Origin of the sequence: Nocardioides sp. GCM10027114 (genome assembly GCF_042659625.1) — a bacterium.
In the GTDB taxonomy this organism is placed as follows: Bacteria; Actinomycetota; Actinomycetes; order Propionibacteriales; family Nocardioidaceae; genus Nocardioides.
Window position 1 is genome coordinate 333,448 of sequence record NZ_JBHSSS010000026.1, and the last position, 18,759, is coordinate 352,206.

General features: G+C 72.1%; 12 protein-coding genes. All 12 read left to right on the top strand.

The window, feature by feature from the left end:
• The coding region (locus tag ACFP2E_RS16015) for a hypothetical protein (protein WP_378539352.1) at positions 1-362 on the top strand (362 nt) is incomplete at its 5' end.
• 248 nt (positions 363-610) lie between these two features.
• Positions 611-4,075 carry a DNA-directed RNA polymerase subunit beta gene (rpoB, locus tag ACFP2E_RS16020; protein WP_378523801.1) on the top strand — a complete coding sequence of 1,155 codons (3,465 nt, stop codon included), beginning with the start codon at positions 611-613 and terminating at the stop codon, positions 4,073-4,075.
• Between the two features lie 90 nt (positions 4,076-4,165).
• Positions 4,166-8,041: a DNA-directed RNA polymerase subunit beta' gene (locus tag ACFP2E_RS16025; RefSeq protein WP_378523802.1), complete on the top strand. Its 3,876-nt coding sequence runs from the start codon at positions 4,166-4,168 to the stop codon at positions 8,039-8,041.
• A gap of 188 nt (positions 8,042-8,229) precedes the next feature.
• Complete coding sequence (locus tag ACFP2E_RS16030; RefSeq protein ID WP_378523803.1) at positions 8,230-8,697, top strand: NUDIX domain-containing protein; 468 nt, start codon at positions 8,230-8,232, stop codon at positions 8,695-8,697.
• 51 nt (positions 8,698-8,748) lie between these two features.
• On the top strand, positions 8,749-9,996 hold the full coding sequence (locus ACFP2E_RS16035; protein WP_378523804.1) for a geranylgeranyl reductase family protein: 1,248 nt from the start codon (positions 8,749-8,751) through the stop codon (positions 9,994-9,996).
• A 17-nt stretch (positions 9,997-10,013) separates the two neighbouring features.
• Positions 10,014-10,808: a lysophospholipid acyltransferase family protein gene (locus ACFP2E_RS16040; RefSeq protein WP_378523805.1), complete on the top strand. Its 795-nt coding sequence runs from the start codon at positions 10,014-10,016 to the stop codon at positions 10,806-10,808.
• Positions 10,809-10,850: 42 nt separating this feature from the next.
• Entirely contained in the window at positions 10,851-11,369 is a 519-nt protein-coding gene (locus tag ACFP2E_RS16045; protein ID WP_378523806.1) for a glycine cleavage system protein R, read from the top strand.
• A 71-nt stretch (positions 11,370-11,440) separates the two neighbouring features.
• A complete protein-coding gene (locus tag ACFP2E_RS16050) occupies positions 11,441-12,337 on the top strand; it encodes an NUDIX hydrolase (protein WP_378523807.1) in 897 nt (298 codons plus the stop codon).
• Positions 12,334-13,596: a hydroxyacid-oxoacid transhydrogenase gene (locus ACFP2E_RS16055; protein WP_378523808.1), complete on the top strand. Its 1,263-nt coding sequence runs from the start codon at positions 12,334-12,336 to the stop codon at positions 13,594-13,596. Before ACFP2E_RS16050 ends, ACFP2E_RS16055 begins: the two co-directional genes overlap by 4 nt.
• 7 nt (positions 13,597-13,603) lie before the next feature.
• Positions 13,604-16,393, top strand: a complete 2,790-nt coding sequence (locus ACFP2E_RS16060) for an FAD-binding and (Fe-S)-binding domain-containing protein (RefSeq protein WP_378523809.1) — start codon at positions 13,604-13,606, stop codon at positions 16,391-16,393.
• 82 nt (positions 16,394-16,475) lie between these two features.
• Positions 16,476-17,702 (top strand): class I SAM-dependent methyltransferase, encoded by a 1,227-nt coding sequence (locus ACFP2E_RS16065; protein ID WP_378523810.1) that lies wholly within the window; start codon positions 16,476-16,478, stop codon positions 17,700-17,702.
• On the top strand, positions 17,695-18,693 hold the full coding sequence (locus ACFP2E_RS16070) for a hypothetical protein (protein WP_378523811.1): 999 nt from the start codon (positions 17,695-17,697) through the stop codon (positions 18,691-18,693). Before ACFP2E_RS16065 ends, ACFP2E_RS16070 begins: the two co-directional genes overlap by 8 nt.
• Positions 18,694-18,759: the final 66 nt, after the last annotated feature.

Here is an 18,759-nt window from a genome sequence, read left to right on the forward strand (position 1 = left end):
CGGAGCGGGCGATCGTCCCGATCCTGTCCTACGACTACCGCTCCTTGGAGGACGACGGCGACGCCGCGCGGTCCTACATGACCAGCGACTACAAGCGTGAGTACGACAAGCTCTTCGCCGTCCTCGAGCAGAACGCCCCGGGGACGCGCACGGTGGTCGACGTCGAGGTGGTCGCCTCCGGGATCGTGCGCTCGGGGGAGGACCGGGTCGAGGTGCTGGTCTTCGTCGACCGGCCGACCACGAACAAGCAGAGCAGCGAACCGGTCGTCTACAAGGACCAGGTCCGGGTGCAGCTGGTCAAGGTCGACGACGAGTGGCTGGTCGACTGCCTCATCACCACGCCGGGGGCCTCCTGCGAGTGACCTGGCCCGGGAGGCGTCCCCACGCCGGTGCGACGGGCGGTGCTTGACGGGGCCCCGGGCACCGTTCATGATCGTCGGCAACGTCGGATCACCCGCCGCATCGGGTGACGCTGGCAGAATTGTCGCGCGCGCGGTCTTGCGCTACGCTCTCTCTTTGCGTCTGCCCTCAAATGCCCTGCGGCCTGCCCGGTGGCCGGTGGGTGGGGGGCGGCGATCATCCCCAGAGCGACCCCTTCGAAGGACAACTCTTGGCCGCGCGCACCACCACTGGTAACTCCCGCCGCATCTCTTTCGCAAAGATCAAGGAACCGCTCGAGGTTCCGCAGCTCCTCTCCCTCCAGACCGACAGCTTCGACTGGCTGATCGGCAACGACAGCTGGCAGGCCACCGTCGAGCGCCGCCGTGCCAACGGTGAGGACGTCTCCGAGAAGTCGGGCCTCCAGGAGATCTTCGAGGAGATCTCGCCCATCGAGGACTTCTCCGAGACGATGTCGCTCTCGTTCGAGAACCCGGTGTTCTACGACCCGAAGTACACCGTCGACGAGTGCAAGGAGAAGGACTTCACCTACTCCGCGCCGCTCTACGTCTCCGCGGAGTTCACCAACAACGACACCGGTGAGATCAAGGGCCAGACGGTCTTCATGGGCGACTTCCCGCTCATGACCGACAAGGGCACCTTCGTCATCAACGGCACCGAGCGCGTCGTCGTGTCGCAGCTCGTCCGGTCGCCGGGCGTCTACTTCGAGCGCACCGCCGACAAGACGTCCGACAAGGACATCTACACCGCGAAGATCATCCCCTCGCGCGGCGCGTGGCTCGAGTTCGAGATCGACAAGCGCGACATGGTCGGCGTCCGCCTCGACCGCAAGCGCAAGCAGAACGTCACGGTGCTGCTCAAGGCCCTCGGCTGGACCAACGAGCAGATCCGCGAGGAGTTCGGCGAGTACGAGTCGATGATGCTCACCCTGGAGAAGGACCACACCCAGGGCGAGGACGACGCGCTGCTCGACATCTACCGCAAGCTCCGTCCGGGCGAGCCGCCGACGCGTGAGGCCGCGCAGACGCTGCTGAACAACTACTACTTCAACCCCAAGCGCTACGACCTGGCGAAGGTCGGCCGCTACAAGATCAACAAGAAGCTCGGCCTGACCGAGGCGTTCGACCAGCAGACGCTGACCGTCGACGACATCGTCGCCGCGATCAAGTTCATCGTCGCGCTGCACGACGGTCGCGAGACCCTCGAGGCGCCGCAGGGCGAGATCGCGATCGCCGCGGACGACATCGACCACTTCGGCAACCGCCGCATGCGGACCGTCGGCGAGCTGATCCAGAACCAGCTCCGCACCGGTCTCGCCCGCATGGAGCGCGTGGTGCGCGAGCGGATGACGACCCAGGACGTCGAGGCGATCACGCCGCAGTCGCTGATCAACATCCGCCCGGTCGTGGCGGCGCTGAAGGAGTTCTTCGGCACCTCCCAGCTGTCGCAGTTCATGGACCAGACCAACCCGATCGCGGGCCTGACGCACAAGCGCCGGCTCTCCGCGCTCGGTCCGGGTGGTCTGTCCCGTGACCGCGCCGGCATGGAGGTCCGTGACGTCCACCCGTCGCACTACGGCCGCATGTGCCCGATCGAGACCCCTGAGGGTCCGAACATCGGTCTGATCGGCTCGCTGGCGTCCTACGGCCGGATCAACCCGTTCGGCTTCGTCGAGACCCCCTACCGCAAGGTCAAGAACGGCAAGGTCACCGACGAGGTCCACTACCTCACCGCCGACGACGAGGACCGCTTCGTCATCGCGCAGGCGAACGCTCCGCTCGACGAGCAGGGCCGCTTCATCGAGGAGCGCGTCCTGGTCCGCCAGCGCCACGGCGAGGTCGACGCGATCCTGCGCGACGAGGTCGACTACATGGACGTCTCGCCGCGCCAGATGGTGTCGGTCGCGACGGCCCTGATCCCGTTCCTCGAGCACGACGACGCCAACCGTGCGCTCATGGGTGCCAACATGCAGCGCCAGGCCGTGCCGCTCATCAAGAGCGACTCGCCGCTGGTCGGCACCGGCATCGAGTACCGCGCCGCGGTCGACGCCGGTGACGTCGTCGTCGCCGACAAGGCGGGCGTCGTCAAGGAGGTGTCGGCCGACATCGTCGAGACGATGAACGACGACGGCACCTACTCGACGTACCGCCTGGCGAAGTTCCGCCGCTCCAACCAGGGCACCTGCATCAACCAGCGCCCCCTGGTCTCGGAGGGCGACCGCCTCGAGGTCGGCAGCCCGATCGCCGACGGTCCGTGCACCGACGACGCCGAGATGGCCCTGGGCACCAACCTGCTCGTCGCGTTCATGCCGTGGCAGGGCCACAACTACGAGGACGCCATCATCCTGAGCCAGCGCCTGGTCCAGGAGGACGTCCTCACCTCGATCCACATCGAGGAGCACGAGGTCGACGCCCGCGACACCAAGCTGGGCCCCGAGGAGATCACGCGGGACATCCCGAACGTCTCCGAGGAGATGCTGGCCGACCTCGACGAGCGCGGCATCATCCGCATCGGTGCCGAGGTGACCACCGGCGACATCCTCGTCGGCAAGGTCACCCCGAAGGGCGAGACCGAGCTCACCCCCGAGGAGCGGCTGCTCCGCGCGATCTTCGGCGAGAAGGCGCGCGAGGTGCGCGACACCTCGATGAAGGTGCCGCACGGTGAGTCCGGCACGGTCATCGGCGTCCGCGTGTTCGACCGGGAGGACGGCGACGAGCTGCCCCCGGGCGTCAACCAGCTCGTGCGGGTCTACGTCGCGCAGAAGCGCAAGATCTCCGTGGGTGACAAGCTCGCCGGCCGTCACGGCAACAAGGGCGTCATCGCCAAGATCCTGCCGATCGAGGACATGCCGTTCATGGAGGACGGCACGCCGGTCGACGTCGTGCTCAACCCGCTGGGTGTCCCGCGTCGTATGAACATCGGCCAGATCCTCGAGCTCCACCTCGGCTGGCTCGCGAAGCAGGGCTGGGACCTCAACCTGTCCGGCGACCCGGACAGCGCCGAGTGGAAGCAGCGCCTGATCAAGATCCACGCCGACAAGGCCGAGCCGGACACCAAGGTGGCGACCCCGGTCTTCGACGGTGCGCGCGAGGACGAGATCACCGGCCTGCTCGGGGCGACCATCCCGAACCGCGACGGTGACCGCCTGATCGACGAGTCCGGCAAGGCCCGGCTGTTCGACGGCCGCTCCGGCGAGCCGTTCCCGGACCCGGTCTCGGTCGGCTACATGTACATCCTCAAGCTGCACCACCTCGTCGACGACAAGATCCACGCGCGCAGCACCGGCCCCTACTCGATGATCACGCAGCAGCCGCTGGGCGGTAAGGCCCAGTTCGGTGGCCAGCGGTTCGGTGAGATGGAGGTCTGGGCGATGGAGGCGTACGGCGCCGCCTACGCCCTCCAGGAGCTGCTCACGATCAAGTCCGACGACGTGCCGGGCCGCGTGAAGGTCTACGAGGCGATCGTCAAGGGCGAGAACATCCCCGACTCCGGCATCCCCGAGTCGTTCAAGGTTCTCGTCAAGGAGATGCAGTCGCTCTGCCTCAACGTCGAGGTGTTGTCGCAGGACGGCACCCCGATCGAGATGAAGGACGCCGAGGAAGACGTCTTCCGGGCGGCCGAGGAGCTCGGCATCGACCTGTCGCGCCGCGAGCCGAGCAGCGTCGAAGAAGTCTGAGCGTGTGCCCGCCGCGGCCCCACGAGGGCCGCGGCGGGGCCCCTCAGTCCACAGCGTGATTCACAGAACTAACGAAGGATTGCAGCCACCGTGCTCGACGTGAACTTCTTCGACCAGCTTCAGATCGGCCTGGCCACCGCGGACGACATCCGCACCTGGAGCCACGGCGAGGTCAAGAAGCCGGAGACCATCAACTACCGCACGCTCAAGCCCGAGCGTGACGGCCTCTTCTGCGAGAAGATCTTCGGTCCCACCCGGGACTGGGAGTGCTACTGCGGCAAGTACAAGCGAGTCCGCTTCAAGGGCATCATCTGTGAGCGCTGTGGCGTCGAGGTGACCCGGTCCAAGGTCCGCCGTGAGCGGATGGGCCACATCGAGCTCGCCGCCCCCGTGACCCACATCTGGTACTTCAAGGGTGTGCCGTCGCGGCTGGGCTACCTGCTCGACCTGGCCCCGAAGGACCTCGAGAAGGTCATCTACTTCGCGGCGTACATGATCACCCACGTCGACGAGGACGCCCGCCACCGCGACCTGTCCTCGCTCGAGGGCAAGGTCGGTCTCGAGCGCGAGCGGCTCGAGAAGCGCCGGGACCAGTCGCTGGAGGACCGCACCAAGAAGCTCGAGGAGGACCTCGCGGCCCTCGAGGCCGAGGGTGCCAAGGCCGACGCTCGCCGCAAGGTGCGCGACGCCGCCGAGCGGGAGATGAAGCAGCTGCGCGACCGCGCGCAGCGCGAGATCGACCGGCTCGACGAGGTCTGGAACACCTTCAAGAACCTCAAGGTCCAGGACCTCATGGGCGACGAGATGCTGTACCGGGAGATGAAGACCTGGTTCGGCAAGTACTTCGAGGGCCACATGGGCGCCACGGCGATCCAGAAGCGCCTGCAGAGCTTCGACATCGACGCCGAGGTCGACAACCTGCGCGAGACCATCGCCACCGGCAAGGGCCAGCGCAAGGTCCGTGCCCTCAAGCGGCTGAAGGTCGTCGACGCGTTCCGCAAGACCGGCAACCAGCCGATCGGCATGGTGCTCGACGCCGTCCCGGTCATCCCGCCGGACCTGCGCCCGATGGTGCAGCTCGACGGTGGCCGCTTCGCGACCTCCGACCTGAACGACCTCTACCGCCGGGTCATCAACCGGAACAACCGCCTCAAGCGGCTCCTGGACCTCGGCGCGCCGGAGATCATCGTCAACAACGAGAAGCGGATGCTCCAGGAGGCCGTGGACTCGCTGTTCGACAACGGGCGCCGCGGTCGTCCGGTCACCGGCCCGGGCAACCGGCCGTTGAAGTCGCTGTCCGACATGCTCAAGGGCAAGCAGGGCCGCTTCCGTCAGAACCTGCTCGGCAAGCGCGTCGACTACTCGGGCCGTTCGGTCATCGTGTCGGGTCCGCAGCTCAAGCTGCACCAGTGCGGTCTGCCGAAGCAGATGGCGCTCGAGCTGTTCAAGCCGTTCGTGATGAAGCGGCTCGTCGACCTGTCGCACGCGCAGAACATCAAGTCCGCCAAGCGGATGGTCGAGCGCGCCCGCCCGGTCGTCTGGGACGTGCTCGAGGAGGTCATCACCGAGCACCCGGTGCTGCTGAACCGTGCGCCCACGCTGCACCGCCTCGGCATCCAGGCCTTCGAGCCGCAGCTGATCGAGGGCAAGGCCATCCAGATCCACCCGCTCGTCTGCTCGGCGTTCAACGCCGACTTCGACGGCGACCAGATGGCGGTGCACCTGCCGCTGTCCGCCGAGGCCCAGGCCGAGGCGCGGATCCTGATGCTGTCGACGAACAACATCCTCAAGCCGTCGGACGGTCGCCCCGTGACCATGCCGACGCAGGACATGATCATCGGCCTCTTCTTCCTCACCGCCGAGCGCGACGGTGAGCCGGGCGAGGGCCGCACCTTCGGCTCGCAGGCCGAGGCGATCATGGCGTTCGACCGTGGCGAGCTCTCGCTGCAGAGCAAGGTCCGGATCCGGCTCGACGACATCGTCCCGCCGCTCGACCTCGAGCTCGCCGACTGGGAGGAGGGTCGCTCGCTGACCCTCGACACCACCCTGGGTCGCACGCTGTTCAACGACACCCTGCCCGCCGACTACCCGTACGTGAACTTCGAGGTCGGCAAGAAGGCCCTCGGCGCGATCGTCAACGACCTTGCCGAGCGCTACACCAAGGTCGAGGTCGCCGCCTCGCTCGACGCGCTCAAGGACGCCGGCTTCCACTGGGCCACCCGCTCCGGTGTCACCGTGTCCATCGAGGACGTCGTCACGCCGGACAACAAGGCCGAGATCCTCGCCGAGTACGAGGCCCAGGCCGAGAAGGTCCAGAAGCAGTTCGAGCGCGGTCTGGTCACCGACGAGGAGCGCCGCCAGGAGCTCATCGAGATCTGGACGCAGGCGTCGAACGACGTCGCGCGGGCCATGGAGGCGAACTTCGACCGGGCCAACCCGATCTACATGATGGTCGACTCCGGTGCCTCCGGAAACATGATGCAGATCCGTCAGGTGGCGGCCATGCGTGGTCTGGTGGCCAACCCGAAGGGCGACATCATCCCGCGGCCGATCAAGGCGAACTTCCGCGAGGGACTCTCCGTGCTGGAGTACTTCATCTCCACGCACGGTGCCCGCAAGGGTCTCGCCGACACCGCGCTGCGTACCGCCGACTCGGGTTACCTGACCCGTCGTCTGGTGGACGTCTCGCAGGACGTCATCATCCGTGAGGACGACTGCGGCACCGAGCGTGGTCTGCCGAAGCGGATCGGCGAGCGTCGCGAGGACGGCACGGTCGTCAAGGCCGAGAACGCCGAGACCGCGGCGTACGCCCGCTCGGCGGCCGTCGAGATCACCCACCCGGAGACGGGCGAGGTGCTCGCCGGTGCCGGTGAGGACCTCGGCGACGTCAAGATCGGCGAACTCGTCGCGGCCGGCATCGAGGAGGTCAAGGTCCGCTCCGTGCTGACCTGCGACGCCCGCACCGGTACCTGCGCGAAGTGCTACGGCCGCTCGCTGGCCACCGGCAAGCTGGTCGACATCGGTGAGGCCGTCGGCATCATCGCCGCCCAGTCGATCGGTGAGCCGGGCACGCAGCTGACCATGCGTACCTTCCACACCGGTGGTGTGGCGTCGGCCGACGACATCACGCAGGGTCTGCCCCGCGTCGTCGAGCTCTTCGAGGCCCGGTCCCCGAAGGGTCGCTCGCCGATCTCCGAGGCCGCCGGTCGCGTGGAGATCGAGGAGACCGACAAGGCCCGCAAGGTCATCGTCACCCCCGACGACGGCTCCGAGGTCCAGGAGTACCCCGTCTCCAAGCGGTCCCGCCTGCTGGTCGCCGACGGCGACCACATCGAGGTCGGCCAGATGCTGACGGTCGGTACCCCCGACCCGCAGGACGTGCTGCGCGTCCTCGGTGTCCGCAAGGCGCAGGAGCACCTGGTGGACGAGGTCCAGCAGGTGTACCGCTCGCAGGGCGTGTCGATCCACGACAAGCACATCGAGATCATCGTCCGGCAGATGCTGCGCCGGATCACGGTCATCGAGTCCGGCGACACCAACCTGCTGCCGTCCGACCTCGTCGACCGTGTGCTCTTCGAGGAGGAGAACCGTCGGGTCGTCTCCGAGGGTGGCAAGCCGGCCTCGGGCCGTCCGGTCCTGATGGGCATCACGAAGGCCTCGCTGGCCACAGAGTCGTGGCTGTCGGCAGCCTCCTTCCAGGAGACCACCCGCGTCCTCACCGACGCGGCGATCCACGGTCGCTCCGACTCGCTGCGCGGCCTGAAGGAGAACGTGATCATCGGAAAGCTGATCCCGGCTGGTACCGGCCTCGAGCGGTACCGCAACATCCGGGTGGAGCCGACCGAGGAGGCCCGTGCGGCGGCCTACTCCGTCACTGGCTACGACTCGTACGACTACGAGTTCGGTGCCGGCACCGGCCAGGCGGTCGCCCTCGACGACTTCGACTTTGGTTCGTACCAGAGCTGAGCGCGAAGCGCTCCGCTCTGGTGGAACGAACCAGGTTGAGCAGCGTCGACGCAGATCCCGCGTCAGCGGGGCTGCGTGACGCGTGTCGAAACCAAGTTCGTACCAGAGCTGACGTCGTCGTCTGACTGACACCGCGGCCCCGCTCCCTCCACGGGAGCGGGGCCGCTGTCATTTCGTAGGGTCAGGGCATGCCGATCCCCGCGTTCATCGTCGAGCTGCGCCGTCTCGTCGGCACCACCGAGCTGTGGCTGCCGGGGGTGACCGCGGTGGTCCGCCGCGGCGACGAGGTTCTGCTGGTGCAGCGGTCGGACAACCTCGAGTGGACGCCGGTGACCGGGATCGTGGACCCGGGGGAGGAGCCGGCGGTCGCAGCGCGGCGCGAGGCCCTGGAGGAGACCGGCGTCGAGATCACGGTCGACCGGCTGGCCTCCGTCGGCGTCGTCGGCCCGGTGACCTACCCGAACGGCGACCGGACCAGCTACCTCGACCACGTGTTCGCGTGCACCTGGGTGTCGGGCGAGGCGCGCGTGGCCGACGACGAGTCGGTGGACGTCGCCTGGTTCCCCGTCGACGCGCTGCCGCAGATGCGCGACGACCCGCGCGAGCGCATCGCGGCCGCGTGGGCGGGGGAGGAACGGGCGCGGTTCCGTGTCTGAGGGGCCTGAGGTGATTTCCGGCGAGTTGGCCGGGCCTGAGAGGATCGTCGGGTGAGCACTCCGACCGCGACCGACGTCCTCGTCGTCGGCGCCGGCCCGGCCGGGTCGGCCGCCGCCGCGTGGGCGGCACGCCAGGGCCTCGACGTGGTGCTCGCCGACGCGGCGGTCTTCCCCCGCGACAAGACCTGCGGCGACGGGCTCACGCCCCGCGCCGTCGCGGAGCTCTCGCGGCTCGGCCTCGAGGACTGGCTCCGCGCGCACACCGTCAACCAGGGCCTGCGGGCCCATGGCTTCGGCCAGACCCTGCACCTGCCGTGGCCCGGCGGGTCGCTTCCGGCATGGGGCTCCGCGGTCGCCCGCACCGAGCTCGACGACCACTTGCGCACGACCGCCATCAAGGCGGGCGCCACCGCGGTCGACGACGCCCGCGCGATCGACGTACGCCGTGACGGCGAGCGGGTCGCGGCGGTGATGTTCCGCACCGGCGCCGGCGAATCCTTCGAGGTCGCCTGCCGCGCGCTGGTCGTGGCCGACGGGGTGCGCTCGCCCCTCGGCAAGGCGCTCGGCCGCGAGTGGCACCGCGACACCGTCTACGGCGTCGCCGGTCGCAGCTACGTCACCTCCGACCGCTCCGACGACCCGTGGATCAGCTCCCACCTCGAGCTGCGCGGCGAGTCCGGCGAGATCCTCTCGGGCTACGGCTGGATCTTCCCGCTCGGCAACGGCGAGGTGAACCTCGGCGTCGGCACGCTCGCCACCGCCAAGCGGCCCGCCAACGTCGCGCTCCGCCCGCTCATGTCCTTCTACGCCTCGCAGCGGCGCGAGGAGTTCCGGCTCGGCGACGAGCTGCGGGCCCCCACCTCCGCGCTGCTGCCGATGGGCGGCGCCGTCTCCGGCGTTGCCGGCCGCAACTGGGCGCTCATCGGCGACGCCGCCGGCTGCGTGAACCCGCTCAACGGCGAGGGCATCGACTACGGCCTCGAGACCGGTCGGGTCGTGGCCGAGATCCTGGCAGCCGACGGGCTCGACGCCGACCTCGGCACCGTGTGGCCGGCGCTGCTGCGCGAGCACTACGGCGAGGCGTTCTCGATCGCCCGCCGCCTCGCCGGGCTGGTGACCGTGCCGCGTCTGCTGCCCACGCTGGGCCCGGCCGGCATGCGCTCCGACTGGATGATGACGCTGGCGCTGCGCTGGATGGGCAACCTCGTGACCGACGAGGACCGCGACCGCGCGGCGCGGGTCTGGCGCTGGGCGGGACGACGCTCGCTGGCCCGCGACCACCGACCCCCCTTCTCCTGAGCCGGGGGACTGACGGCATGGCGGGGCTGGGGTGGTACCGCGCCACCGTGGCGGCCGGCCACGTCGCGCTGCGGGCGCTCGGTGTCACCGTCCGTGTCGGCGGCCTCGACCGGCTGCCGGGTGCGGGCGACGGGCCCGTGCTGCTGGCCGCCAACCACGTCTCCTACCCCGACTTCGTCTTCGTCGCGGAGGCGGCCTGGCGGCGCCGGCTGCCGGTGCGCTTCCTGTGCCGCCACGACGTGTGGCACGCCCCGTTCGTCGGCCGCGCGATGACCGCGATGCGGCACGTGCCCGTCGACCGCACTGCTCCCGCTGCGGCGTACCTCGGCGCCCGCGCCCTGCTGCGCGACGGGGAGACCGTGTGCGCGTTCCCGGAGGCGGGCATCTCCTACTCCTACACGGTCCGGGCGCTGATGCCCGGTGTGGCCTCGCTCGCGCGGGAGACCGGCGTCCCGGTCGTGCCGGTGACGATCTGGGGGAGCCAGCGGATCTGGAGCGTCGGCCGGCCCGTCGACGGGCGGGGCCCGCGGCCGAGCCTGCGACGGGGCCGCACGGTCGACGTGCGGTTCGGTGAACCGCTCCGCGTCGCCCCCGGTGACGACCTCACGGCGGCGACCGGCCGCCTCGGCCTGGCCCTCACCGCGGCGCTCGAGGAGCTGCAGGCGCTGCCCGAGCACCGGCCGCGGCCCGGCGAGCAGGCACCGTGGTTCCCCGCCCACCTCGGCGGCCACGCCCCGGACCGCCGGGAGGCGGCGGTGTACGACCACGTGCCCCGCTCGGCGATCCCGCCCGTCTGGGGGCCGCTGGACTGATCGACCCCGGCTCGGGGTCTGGGGGGCCGCTAGGTTGTCGACATGGCGACGTTGCTCCTCACGGTCATCGGTGACGACCGGCCCGGCCTGGTGTCCGCACTGTCGGCCCCGATCACCGCCCACGGCGCGAGCTGGGAGCGCAGCCAGCTCGCGCGGCTGGCCGGCAAGTTCGCCGGCGTGCTGCTGGTGGCGGTCGCGGACGACCGCCGCGACGCGCTGATCGCTGACCTGCGCGCCCTCGAGGGGTCGGGGCTGCGGGTCACCGTCGACCCGACCGACGTGCCCGCCGAGCCGGTCACGCAGCGACTCCACCTCGACCTGCTCGGCGCCGACCGTCCCGGCATCGTCGCCGAGATCTCGGCCGCGCTGGCCGAGCGCCGGGTGAGCATCGAGGAGCTCGCCACCGACGTGCGCGAGGCCCCGATGGCCGGCGGCACGCTCTTCGAGGCGCGGGCCGTCCTCGTCGCGCCGCCCGACGCCGGCACCGACGAGCTCCGCGGGATGCTCGAGGGCCTGGCCGACGAGCTCATGGTCGAGATCAGGCTCTCGGACGACGTGTGAGGTCCGCCCCGGTCCGCGGGGGAGCGGGCTCGAGGGCGTCCGGGGAACCTGCCCTGCCCTAGGTTGTCCCCGTGGGCAGTCTTCCGAAGCGGCAGCGCGTGGCGGCGTACGCCGTCATCCTGCGCGACGAGCGCATCCTGCTGAGCCGGCTCGCGCCCGCCGTGACCAGCGACGAGCTGTGGACGCTGCCCGGGGGCGGGCTCGACCACGGCGAGGACCCCCGCGACGCCGTCGTCCGCGAGGTCAAGGAGGAGACCGGGCTGGACGCCGCGGTGGGGGACACCGCCCGCGTCTACTCCGCCCACCTGCCCGCCGCCTGGCGGGAGGGACGCCGGGTGGACGCCCACGCGCTGCGCATCGTGTACGACGGGTGGGTACCCGCCGACTCGCCGCCGCCGCGAGTGCTCGAGGAGGACGGGTCGACCATGGCGTCGGCCTGGGTGCCGGTGGCCGACGTGCTCTCCGGGGCCGTCCCGGTCGTGCCGATGGTGCTGGAGGCTCTCGCCGACCATCAGCCGTTCCAGCGGCAGCGGCTCGCGGCCTACGCCGTCATCACCCGCGGCGACGGGCTGCTGCTGACCCGGATCTCCGGGATCGGCGCCCACCCGGGCCGCTGGACGCTGCCCGGCGGCGGCGTCGACCACGGCGAGTCGCCGCGGTCCGCGCTGGTGCGCGAGGTCGCCGAGGAGACCGGCCTCGAGTGCCACGTGGGGGAGCTGCTCGACGTCCACGACGCCCGGTTCGACGGCACCGCCCCGACCGGCCGCCACGAGGACTTCCACGGCGTGCACCTGCTCTTCGACGCCACCGTGCCCGACGACGCCGAGCCCCGGCTCGTCGAGCTCGACGGCACCACCGACGACGTCGCCTGGGTGCCGTTCGCCGACGTGCGCGCGGGCCGGGTGCCCGTGCTCGACGTCGTGCTCCACGCGCTGCAGGTGCTCGACCAGCTCCGGGGGACGCCATGACGGAGACCGTCTTCACCTACGGCGCGCCCGCGCTCAAGCTCGGCCGCGGCGCGTCCGACGAGATCGGGCACGACCTGCTCCAGCTCGGCGCGCGCCGCGTGCTGCTGGTGACCGACCCCGGTGTGGCCGCCACCGGCCACCCGGCGCGGGTCGCCGACCGGATGGCGGGCTGCGGCCTCGAGGTGACGACGTACGACCGGGTGCACGTCGAGCCGACCGACGCCTCTCTGGTGGAGGCGGTGGCGTTCGCGCGCGGGGCCGGGCCGTTCGACGCGGTCGTCGCGGTCGGCGGCGGCTCCGCGATCGACACCGCCAAGGCCGTCGACCTGATGCTGACCAACCCCGGCGAGCTGATGGACTACGTCAATGTGCCGGTGGGCGGCGGCCGGGCGCCCGACCACCCGCTGCTGCCACTGGTGGCGGTCCCGACCACGACCGGCACCGGCAGCGAGTCGACGACGATCTGCGTGCTCGACGTGCTGTCGCTGCACGTCAAGACCGGCATCAGCCACCCGCGGCTGCGCCCCACCCTCGCAGTCGTCGACCCGGCCCTGACCGTGACGCAGCCGGCCATGGTGACCGCCTGCGCGGGGATGGACATCCTGTGCCACGCGCTGGAGAGCTACACCGCCCGCTGGTACGCCGACTTCGGGGCCAAGGAACCCGAGCAGCGGGTCCCCTACTGCGGCGCCAACCCGATCTCGGACCTGTGGGCGGAGCGGGCGCTCGGACTGCTGGCCGGGGCGTTCCGGACGGCCGTGCGCGACGGGCAGGACGAGGCCGCCCGCGAGCAGATGGCGCTGGCGGCCACCATGGCGGGTCTCGGCTTCGGCAACGCCGGCGTCCACGTGCCGCACGCGAACGCCTACCCGGTCGCCGGCCGGGTCCGCGACTACCGGCCTGAGGGCTACCCGGCCGACGAGCCGATCGTGCCGCACGGCATGGCGGTCGCGCTGACCGCGCCGGAGGCGTTCCGGTTCACGTTCGAGGCTTCCCCCGACCGCCACCTGCGGGCGGCCCGGCTGCTCGACCCGACCGCGACCGGCGACGGGCCGGACGTGCTGGCCGGGGTGCTGACCTCCCTGATGCGCGACGTCGGGCTGCCGCCCGGCCTGGCTGCCGTCGGCTACGGCAAGGACGACGTCGACGACCTCGTCGGCGGCGCGCTGCAGCAGCAGCGGCTGCTCGCGACCGCGCCGCGCGACGTCACCGCCGACGACCTCGCCGGGATCATCGGCCGGTCGCTGGAGCTGTGGTGAGCCGGCCGTGACCGCGGAGGTCCTCGCCGAGCTGCGACGCCGCGGCGTCGAGGACGTCGACGACTCCACGCTGGCGAGGGCCCTCTACTCCTCGGACGCCTCCCTCTACCGGGTGGTGCCACAGGTCGTGGTCCGGCCCCGGCACGCCGACGAGCTGCCCGCCGTCCTCGAGGTCGCCCGCGCCACCGGGACGCCGCTCACGATGCGCGGCGCGGGGACCTCCATCGCCGGCAACGCCGTCGGCCCCGGCCTCGTCGTCGACACCGCCCGCCACCTCGGTCGGGTGCTGGAGGTCGACCCGGAGGCGCGGACCGCGACCGTCGAGCCGGGAGCGGTCCACGCCGACGTCCAGGCCGCCGCGGCCCGCCACGGGCTGCGCTTCGGCCCCGACCCGTCGACCCACTCGCGCTGCACCGTCGGCGGGATGATCGGCAACAACGCCTGCGGCTCGCGGGCGCTGGGCTACGGCCGGACGGCCGACAACGTCGCGGGGCTGAGGGTGGCCCTCGGCACCGGCGAGGTGGTCGACACCCGCGACGCCGGCGGCGGCGACGCCGGCCACCGGCTCCACGAGATCGTCGACGCCCACCTGCCGCACGTCCGCACGACCTTCGGCCGGTTCTCGCGCCAGGTCAGCGGCTACTCACTGGAGCACCTGCTGCCCGAGCACCGTCGGCTCGACCGGTTCCTCGTCGGCTCCGAGGGCACGCTGGGGATCGTCCTCGAGGCGACCGTCGAGCTGGTCGAGGAGGAGCCCCACCGCCGGCTGCTGGTGCTGGGCTACCCGTCCATGGCGGAGGCGGCCGACGCCGTGCCCGGACTGCTCCTCGCGGGCCGCCACGAGGCCGGCCGGATGGTGGCCTGCGAGGGCCTCGACGCCCGGATCGTCGACCTGGTCCGCGCCGCGGGGACGCCCGTCCCCGCGATGCCGCGCGGCGCCGGCTGGCTGCTCGTCGAGGTCGCCGGGCTGGCGCCGGAGGCGGTCCTTCCGGACCTCGTCGCGGTGGCCGGCGCCGTCGGCGCCCGGGCCGTGACCGACCCCGCCGAGGCCGCCGCGCTGTGGCGGATCCGGGAGGACGGCGCCGGTCTCGCGGCGCGCAGCCTCGGCCGGCCGGCGTACTCCGGGTGGGAGGACGCCGCGGTGCCGCCCGACCGGCTCGGCGCGTGGCTGCGGGACTTCGACGCGCTGCTTGACGAGCACGGCCTGCAGGGCGTGCCCTACGGCCACTTCGGCGACGGCTGCGTCCACGTCCGGATCGACTTCGACCTCGAAGACGGCGGGGCGCGGTTCCGCACCTTCCTGCAGGAGGCCGCCCGCGCGCTGCGTGGCCACGGCGGCTCGCTCTCCGGCGAGCACGGCGACGGCCGGGCACGGTCGGAGCTGCTGCCGCTGATGTACGACGCGGAGTCGCTGGAGCTGTTCGGCGCGGTGAAGGCGGCCTGCGACCCCGACAACCTGCTCAACCCGGGCGTGCTCGTCGACCCGGCGCCGCTCGACGCCGACCTGCGCCCAGCCCGGCGTGCCGCTCTGGTGCGCACCGCGCTGCGGCTCACCCACGACGGCGGCTCGCTGGCCGCGGCCGCCCACCGCTGCACGGGAGTCGGCAAGTGCGTCGCGGCGCTCTCGTCCTCGCCCGGCGGAGTGATGTGCCCGTCCCACCAGGCCACGCGCGAGGAGAAGGACTCCACACGCGGCCGGGCGCGGGTGCTGCAGGAGGCCCTCGACGGCGAGCTCGTCGCGGGCCTCGCCGACCCGGCGCTGCACGACGCCCTCGACCTCTGCCTGGCCTGCAAGGGCTGCGCGTCGGACTGCCCGACCGGTGTCGACATGGCGACCTACAAGGCGGAGGTGCTGCACCAGACGTGGTCGGGTCGCCGCCGCCCCCGCAGCCACTACGCGCTGGGCCGGCTCCCGCAGTGGCTGGCGCTCGCCGCCCCGGTGGCGGGCGCGGCCGGGGTCCTCGCCGCGGGTCCGCTGGGACGGGTCGCCAAGGTCGTCGCCGGTGTCGACCGCCGGCGCAGCCTGCCGCGGCCGGCTCGCCGGTCGTTCCGCAGCCTGGCTGCCGGCCGCCGCGCCGCCGACCGGACAACCGGCCGGCCGGACGTGTGGCTGTGGGCCGACACCTTCACCGACCGCTTCCTGCCCCAGAGTGGGCAGGCCGCGGTACGGCTGCTCGAGGCGGCCGGCCTGAGCGTCGGCGTGGTGCCGGAGGCGGCCTGCTGCGGGCTGACCTGGCTCACCACCGGCCAGCTCGACGGGGCCCGCCGCCGGGTGGAGCACGCCGTCGCCACGCTCGCGCCGTACGTCGAGGACGGGACGCCGCTCGTCGGCCTCGAGCCGTCCTGCCTCGCGACGATGCGCGGCGACGCCCGGGAGCTCACCGACGACCCTCGGGCGGAGGTCGTGGCCGGCGGGCTGCTGACGCTGGCCGAGCTGCTCGTCCGGATCGGCTGGGCCCCGCCCGACCTGACCGGCACCACCGTCGTCGCCCAGCCCCACTGCCACCACGCCTCCGTCCTCGGCTGGGCGGCCGACGCGTCGCTGCTGCGGCAGGCAGGCGCCGAGGTGGTGCGGGTCCCCGGCTGCTGCGGCCTCGCCGGCAGCTGGGGGATGGAGGACGGCCGCTGGGGCACGTCGGTCGCGATCGCGGAGACCCACCTGCTGCCGGCGGTGCGCGCCCACCCGGGCGCCGTCGTGCTCGCCGACGGGCTGTCCTGCCGCCACCAGCTGGCCGACCTCGCGGGCGTGCGGGCGATGCACCTCGGTGAACTGCTGGTCTCTAGACTCGACGCGTGAACCCCCGTCACCGCCGACTCGTCATCCCCGCGGCGCTGGGCGGGCTCCTGCTGATCGTCCTCGTCGCGGCGGTGCTCAACCGATGAGCGAGCCGCTGCTCCGGGCGCTCGCGCGGATGCGCGGCCACCTGCTCGACCCCGACACGCTCGTCAAGGCCGTCGCCTCCGGCCGGCAGAAGGGGGAGCAGCCGCGCTGGCGGCGGGTCGAGCTGCGCTACGTCGACCTCAAGGCCGGCCGCCACCTCCAGGTCACGGCGTACGACGCCACGCAGGCGCACACCTCCAACCACCTCGCCGGCGACGCCGCCCGTGACGCCGTGGACGATCTGCTCGACGAGCCGTTCGGCAACTGGCACGTCGAGACCACCACGCAGACCCACCAGGTGCGGGTGACCAAGAAGCTCGAGGCGGTCGTCCACACCAGGGACCGCGAGGCCGAGGTGGAGGTCGACCGGGGCCACGACCGCGACAAGGAGCGGCTGCTGCCCGAGGACGACCCGGTCCTGGTCGCGCTCGGCATCTCCGACCGCGACGGCCGGGTCAAGCCCAGCCGGCAGGCGAAGTACCGCCAGGTCGAGGAGTTCCTGCGGCTGCTCGACGCGGCGCTCACCGACGCGCTCGACCGCGGCCACCTGCGCCGGCCCACCGCGGACGACCCGCTGCGGATCGTCGACCTCGGCTGCGGCAACGCCTACCTGACCTTCGCGGCGCAGCGCTACCTCGGCCACGTGAAGGGGCTGCCGGTCCACCTCGTCGGGGTCGACGTCAAGGAGCAGTCGCGCGAGCACAACACCGAGGTGGCCGGTCGGCTCGGCGTGGACGCCGAGTTCGTCGTCGGCTCGATCGCCGGCGCGGAGCTGACGCAGCCGCCCGAGGTGGTGCTCGCGCTGCACGCGTGCGACACCGCCACCGACGAGGCGCTCGCCCGCGCCGTGCAGTGGGACGCGCCGCTGGTGCTGGCCGCGCCCTGCTGCCACCACGACATCGCGGCGCAGCTGCGCAGGAGCCCCACGCCCGCGCCGTACGCCGCCCTCACCCGGCACGGCATCCTGCGCGAGCGGTTCGCCGACACGCTGACGGACGCGCTGCGCGCGTCGCTGCTGCGGCTCGAGGGCTACCGCGTCGACGTCGTCCAGTTCGTCGAGTCCCAGCACACGCCGCGCAACACGTTGCTGCGCGCGGTGCGCACCGGCTCGCCCGTCAAGGGCGGCGGCGTCCGCAAGGAGTACGACGAGCTGGTCACGGCCTGGCAGGTCCGGCCGCGGCTGGCGGAGCTGCTGTCGTCGCAGGGAGGAGCGACTCGTGGGTGACCGGCTGTGGGCCGTCGCCGTGGCGGTGCCGTTCCTCGTCGGGACCCTCGTCGGACCGGCGTCGGCGGCCCCGGCGGCCGACGTGCTGTTCCGCTTCCAGGACCCCGAGATCGTGGAGTCGAGCGGCCTGGTCGCCACGGGGGGCCGGTTCGCGACGGTCAACGACTCGGGCGACACCGGCCGGGTCTTCGTCGTCGACGGCAACAGCGGCCGCACGGTCGGCGTGACCACGTGGAGCGAGTCGCCCGTCGACGTGGAGGCGCTCGCCCCGGCCGGCGCGGGTGAGGTCTGGGTCGGCGACATCGGCGACAACCCCAAGCAGCGCTCCACCATCGAGGTGGCCCGGGTCCCGCTCGGTGACGGCGCCCGCACGGTCGACCCGGCGACGTACTCGCTGACCTACCCGGGCGGCGCCGTCGACGCCGAGACGCTGCTGCACCACCCGGTCAGCGGCCGGCTGTACGTCGCCAGCAAGGTGGTCCTCGGTGGCACCCTCTACGAGGCGCCCCGGCGGCTGAGTGCCGACCGGCCCAACCGGCTGACCGAGGTCGGGCGGGTCATGTCGCTGGCCACCGACGGCGCTTTCTTCCCAGACGGCCGGCACCTCGTGCTGCGCGACTACGGCCGCGCGGTCGTCTACGCGTTCCCCTCGCTGCAGGAGGTCGGGTCGTTCGACCTGCCCGACGTGCAGCAGGGCGAGGGCATCGCCGTCGGCGACGACGGTGCGGTCTACGTGAGCACCGAGGGACGGAACTCGCCGGTGCACCGGGTCCCGCTGCCCGACTCGGTGGCGGCGGCGATGGCGGGTGACGGCCCATCGGAGCCCGCGGAGCCGGAGGGGGAGGAGACGGGATCCGCTCCGGTCTCCGGCGAGCCCGTGCAGCAGCCCGACGAGTTCGCCCGCGAGCGCCCGGCCTGGCCGTGGTTCCTCACCGGCTGGATCGGACTGGCGGCGCTGGTCGGCCTCGCCTGGGTGTTCCGACGCCGCTGATCGGCTGCTGTGGCTTCACCATGGTCCCGTGGTGAACCTGCACCTCCCGTGGTGCAGGACCCTCGG